General features: G+C 70.6%; 5 protein-coding genes. 2 read left to right on the plus strand and 3 right to left on the minus strand.

What is annotated here, in order from left to right:
• On the plus strand, positions 1 to 1,182 hold a 1,182-nt coding region (locus G3I41_RS12710), incomplete at its 5' end, for a cation:proton antiporter (protein ID WP_164400319.1).
• 18 nt (positions 1,183 to 1,200) lie between these two features.
• Here G3I41_RS12710 and G3I41_RS12715 read toward each other — a convergent pair.
• A complete protein-coding gene (locus G3I41_RS12715) occupies positions 1,201 to 2,328 on the minus strand; it encodes a mechanosensitive ion channel domain-containing protein (protein ID WP_164400320.1) in 1,128 nt (375 codons plus the stop codon).
• Positions 2,329 to 2,365: 37 nt separating this feature from the next.
• On the opposite strand from G3I41_RS12715, the gene G3I41_RS12720 reads away from it, so the two are divergent.
• A complete protein-coding gene (locus tag G3I41_RS12720; protein WP_164400323.1) occupies positions 2,366 to 2,944 on the plus strand; it encodes a dienelactone hydrolase family protein in 579 nt (192 codons plus the stop codon).
• A 55-nt stretch (positions 2,945 to 2,999) separates the two neighbouring features.
• Here the strand turns inward: G3I41_RS12720 and G3I41_RS12725 are convergent, their stop codons facing one another.
• Positions 3,000 to 3,962: a zinc metalloprotease gene (locus tag G3I41_RS12725; protein WP_164400321.1), complete on the minus strand. Its 963-nt coding sequence runs from the start codon at positions 3,960 to 3,962 to the stop codon at positions 3,000 to 3,002.
• Between the two features lie 396 nt (positions 3,963 to 4,358).
• A complete protein-coding gene (locus G3I41_RS12730) occupies positions 4,359 to 5,210 on the minus strand; it encodes a thioredoxin domain-containing protein (protein WP_164400322.1) in 852 nt (283 codons plus the stop codon).
• Positions 5,211 to 5,374: the final 164 nt, after the last annotated feature.

Genomic DNA, 5,374 nt, shown 5'->3' on the forward strand with positions numbered 1-5,374 from the left:
GTCGGGCTGCCCCGGCGGCTCGTCTCCATCCTGGAGGGCGAGGGGCTGTTCAACGACGTCACCGCGATCGTGCTGTACCACGTGGCCATCGCGGCGGCTGTCAGCGGGACCTTCTCGTGGCCCGAGGCGTTCGGGCTGCTCGTGCTGTCCGCGGTGGTCGCCGTCGTGGTGGGCGTCGCGCTCGGCTGGCTCACCATCAAGCTCATGGGGCTGCTCGGCGACGCCACCCTCCAGGTCGGGCTGACCCTGCTGGTGCCGTTCGTCAGCTACGTGCTCGCCGAGGAGCTGATGGGCTCCGGCGTGCTCGCCGTCCTCATGACCGCGATGTTCCTCGCGGAGCACACCGCCGACGCCGACGACGTCCTCGGCCGGCTCACCGGACGCACCTTCTGGGACATCGTCGACACCCTCGTCACCGGGATCGCCTTCGGGCTCATCGGCCTCGAACTGCACAACGTGTTCGGCACCGCCGACGGGCGCCTGCTGGAGACGGCCGGCTGGGGCCTCGTGGTCGTGGCGGTCGTCGTCGGCGTACGGCTGCTGTACCTGCTGCCGGCCACCTGGCTCGCGAAGCGGCTGCACACCCGGCGGGACGTCAGCGAGGAGATCCCCACCAGCTGGCGGGAGACCGTGATCATGTGGTGGGCCGGGATGCGCGGGGTGGCCTCCGTCGCGCTGGCCCTCGCGATCCCGCTGGAGACGGACGACGGCAAGCCGTTCCCCGGCCGCGACGAGATCGTGTTCATCGCGTTCTCCGTGATCATGGTGACCCTGGTCTTCCAGGGGCTGACGCTGCCCTGGCTGGTGCGGCGGCTCGGGGTGCGCGCGGACACGGACGCCGAGGCGGCCCTGGAGAAGGACCTCGCGGTCCGGGCGGCCAAGGCGGCCCGGGAGCGGCTGAAGAAGATCGAGGAGACCGAGGACCTGCCCGAGGACGTGGCCGACCGGCTGCACCGGCTGGCGTACGACGTGGGGGCGCGGATCAGCCCGGAGATGGTGGACGACGAACGGCGGGACGCCTACGCCAGGCGCGTCGAGCGGTTCCAGGTGGTCAGCCGTGTCCAGCGCGAGATGATGTCGGCCGCCCGCCACGCCGTGCTCTCCGCGCGCAGCGAGCCCGGCGCGGACCCGGAGGTCGTGGACCGGGTCCTGCGGCAGCTGGACGTACGCAGCCTGCGCTGAGGGCCTGTTCCGACGCGGTCAGCCCCGGCCGGTACGCGGGGTCCTGTTCCAGCTGCTCGCGGACTTCTCGTCCTTGCCGTTCACCCACGGCCACGCGTCGCCGGGCGGGAGCGCGGCGGGGGCCGTCGCGACCCGGGGCAGCGCGTACGGGTGGTGGTCGCGCAGCCAGCCGATCAGCTGTTCCCGGACCGCGCAGCGCGCCGTCCAGATGTCGTCCGCGTCCTTCGCCGTGACGACCGCGCGCACCTGGATCGTCGTCGGGGTGGTGTCCGTGACGGCCAGGGACCAGTTCCGGCCGTCCCAGGCGGCGCACTCGCCGAGGATGTCCCGCAGCTTGTCGCGCATCGCCTCGATCGGCGCCGAGTGGTCGAGGTGGAAGAAGACCGAGCCGGTCATCTGCGCCCCGCCGCGCGACCAGTTCTCGAACGGCTTGCCCGTGAAGTACGAGACCGGCATGGTGATCCGCCGCTCGTCCCACGTACGCACCGCGAGGAAGGTCAGTGTGATCTCCTCGATCGTGCCCCACTCGCCGTCCACCACCACGGTGTCGCCGATGCGGACCATGTCGCCGAACGCGATCTGGAGGCCCGCGAAGAGGTTGCCCAGCGTGGACTGGGCGGCGACACCGGCGACGATGCCGACGAGACCGGCCGAGGCCAGCATCGAGGTGCCGACCGCCTGCATCTCGGGGAACGTCAGCAGCATGGCCGCGACGGCCAGGATCGTCACGATCGCGACGACGACCCGCTGGATCAGCGTCACCTGCGTCCGCACCCGCCGCACCCGTGCCGGGTCCCGGTTGTGGGCCGCCGCGTAGCGCGCGTACACGGAGTCCACGACCGCGATGGCGATCCGCACCACCAGCCAGGCCGACGCGCCGATCAGCACCAGCGTCAGCAGCCGGCCGATGCCCACCCGGTGGTCCTGGACCGCCCCGAGACCGGTCCGGTCGTACGTACCGCGCAGCAGCGCCGCGCACATGACCAGCTGGAACGGTATGCGGCAGCGCCGCAGCAGCCCCCACAGCGGGGTGTCGTGGTGCCGGGCGTCGGTGCGCCTCAGCAGGAAGTCGAAGAACCAGCCCGCCGCCAGGGTGATCACCACCGAGCCGCCGAGGACGATCAGCGGCCGCAGAACACTCTCCATGCTGTCGCTCTCCATCCCTTCGAACGCAACTGGCACCATGGGCGTCATGAACATCATGCTTTTCCACTCGATGTACGGTCTGCGCCCCGCCGTGCACGCCGCAGCCGAACGGCTGCGCGCCGCAGGGCACGAGGTGCGCGTGCCCGATCTGTTCGACGGGCACACCTTTGATTCGGTGGAGGAAGCGGAGGCGTTCCGGGAGGAGACCGGCAAGGAGGAGCTGCTGAAGCGGGCCGTGCTCGCCGCCGCGCCCTACTCCGACCAGGGCCTCGTGTACGCCGGCTTCTCGCTCGGCGCCTCGGTCGCCCAGACGCTGGCCCTCGGCGACGAGAAGGCACGCGGGCTGCTGCTCCTCCACGGCACCTCGGACATCGCCGAGAACGCCTCGGTGGACGAGCTGCCCGTACAGCTGCACGTCGCCGACCCCGACCCGTACGAGACGGCCGACTGGCTGAACTCCTGGTACCTGGACATGCAGCGGACCGGGGCGGACGTGGAGGTCTACCGCTACCCGGGCGCCGGCCACCTCTTCACCGACCCGGAGCTGCCGGACTTCGACCGGGAGGCGGCGGAGCTGGCCTGGAAGGTCGCGATCGGGTTCCTCGCCACGCTGTGACGCGCGAAGGGCTCCGCGCGCCGGGGCGTGCGGAGCCCTCCGGGGCAGGCTGCGGTCAGCCGCGGTAGGCGGCCCAGCTGTCGCTCATGCGCTGCACCTGGCCCGGGGTGAACTGGTACATGCAGGAGTCGTAGGTGTAGTCCATGAAGTTGTGGATGGGGTCGGCGCCGGTCTTGTTGGTGCAGGTGTCGCGGCCGGTCGGGCACTCGTAGGCGGCGCTCTTCTCTGCGGGGGTGTCGGCCACGTAGTCGCCGTTGCCGTTACAACCGCCCTGGAAGGTGTGGTACAGCCCCATCCAGTGGCCGACCTCGTGGGTCGCGGTGTCGCCCTCGTCGTAGTGCGTCGCGGGGCCGCCGGGCAGTGAGGCGTCGAGGATGACGACGCCGTCCATGGACGGGCTGGAGGTGTAGGAGCTGGGGAACGTCGCCCAGCCGAGCAGCCCGCCGCCCAGGTTGGCGGTGTAGATGTTGAGCGCGTTCCTGCCGCCCTTGCGCAGGGCCGTCTTCATCGCCTTCTCGGCCGACGAGCCGGAGGAGAGGTTGTACCAGGACGCGTTGTCCGTGTAGTCGGTGCCGGCCAGCGAGAACTGGAAGCCGGTGGCGGTGTTCCCGGTGCCCTGGCCGCTGTACGCGGCGTTCAGCACGCTCATCTGGCTGCTGATGTCGCCCGAGGTGAGCTTGCCCGTGGTGCCGGAGTGGATGACGTGGAAGTAGACCGGGATGGTCGCGCCGGCGGCGAGCGTGGGGCCGGTGAGGCGGCGCTCGGCGAGTCTCTGTCTCATCTGCTGGTCGATGGCCGCGGCCTGGGCGCTGGTGAGCTCGTTCGGGTCGGCCGCGTGCGGGGAGCCGCTGGGCCGGGACTGGCGGGCCGTTGCGGAGGCCGGGGCGTCCGCACAGGCGTCGGCGGACCTGGCCGCCGTGACGCCGCCGGACGCGGCGGTGGCGCCGGAGGGAACGGTGAGGGGCGCCAGGGCCAGGGTTCCGGCCAGGGCGGCGATGCCGATCGCGCGGTGGCGCATACGCGGTGATATACGGGCAGGAGTGCGCACGGGGGGCTCCTCGCGGACGTGGGAAGGGGAGGGGGTTCCTCGCCTGACGCCGGAGATTACGTGCGCATGTCATGTCGGGGCAGGAGTGATCCGGCCCAATGATTCGCGGTGCAGACCGGGGCAAGGGGAAGAAAATCTTCTCCGCGGACCGAAGTTTTGAACACGAACTTCATGTATCGGTGAGCTCGGGTGGTCGGTGTGTCCGGATTCCGTCCGCGCGGAAAGCCGTTCGAAACGGCGGCGTCATCAGCCGGAGACGCGCCCTTCGGTGGCTGGATCTCGACGGCCGTGCGCGTGCGCCCGGGCTGATGCGGAAGGGGGGCGCACCCGGAACGGGTCCGCCCCCCTTCCTGCGGGAGCCAGGAATCAGCCCTTCAGGGCCGCAGCGATCGCCGTGTTGTAGTCGTCCACGGTCATCGGCGCGTTCTTGCCGTCGCTGCCGGTGACCTTCTTGCCGTCCATGACGAGGGTCGGCGTGCCGGTCACGTCGTCCTTGTTCTCGTCGAAGCTCTTGGACATCTTCAGGGCCCAGGCGTCGTACGTGCCGTCCTCGACGGCCTTCTGGAACTCCTTGTTGCCCTTGAGGTCCTTCACCGAGTCGGCCACCTTGATGAGGTAGCTGTCGTCCTTGAACTTGTCGTCGGACTCCTCCGGGTGGAACTCGGCCGAGTACAGCGCGCTCTTGTACTCCAGGAACGCGTCGGTGCTCACGTTCAGCGCGGCGCCCAGCGCGCTCAGGGCGTTCTTGGAGCCCTCGCCGCGGGTGCCGACGGACGGGTTGTCCCCGCCGAGGCTGTCGCCGTCGATGAACGACGCCCCTATGTACTGGATCTTGTACTTGCCGTCCGCGACGTCCTTGGTGACGGTCGGGCCGACGGCCTGCTCGAACGAGGCGCAGATCGGGCAGCGGGAGTCCTCGTACAGCTTCAGGGTCTTCTTGGCGCTGTCCTTGCCGATGACGACGGTGGTGCCGTCCTTGCCCGAGGTGTTCTTGGGCGCGACCACCGTCTTCTCGTCCTTGAGGGAGTCCCAGTGGGACGGCTTGTTCAGCTCCATCACCGCGTAGCTGATCCCGGCGACGACGACGAGGACCCCGACCGCCGAGCCGGCGACGACGACCTGCCGGCGGGCCTTGTCCTTCTTCGCCTGGCGCTCGCGCTCCGCGCGCAGCCGCTCGCGGGCGGCGGACTTGTTGGCCTGGCTGTTGCGCTTGCTCATGGTGGTGTTCTCCGTGTGGGGTGGGTCGTACGGTGCGGGGCGCGCGTGCTCAGAGGGCACAGGCCCCGAGCGGCGGACCCCTCCGTCCCACGGAGTGCACGAGGAGCCGGGCGCGGGCCGGCAGCAGCGGGCCGGGCGCGACGGCGCGGGCCCCGGACAGCGGC

This window comes from Streptomyces sp. SID9727 (assembly GCF_010550605.1).
GTDB lineage: Bacteria > Actinomycetota > Actinomycetes > Streptomycetales > Streptomycetaceae > Streptomyces.

What these genes read in the sequence shown, in the direction of transcription:
- G3I41_RS12715 (WP_164400320.1), bottom strand. Translation starts at nt 2,328, where the DNA reads ATGGAGAGTGTTCTGCGGCCGCTGATCGTCCTCGGCGGCTCGGTGGTG.
- G3I41_RS12720 (WP_164400323.1), top strand. Translation starts at nt 2,366, where the DNA reads ATGGGCGTCATGAACATCATGCTTTTCCACTCGATGTACGGTCTGCGC.
- G3I41_RS12725 (WP_164400321.1), bottom strand. Translation starts at nt 3,962, where the DNA reads ATGCGCCACCGCGCGATCGGCATCGCCGCCCTGGCCGGAACCCTGGCC.
- G3I41_RS12730 (WP_164400322.1), bottom strand. Translation starts at nt 5,210, where the DNA reads ATGAGCAAGCGCAACAGCCAGGCCAACAAGTCCGCCGCCCGCGAGCGG.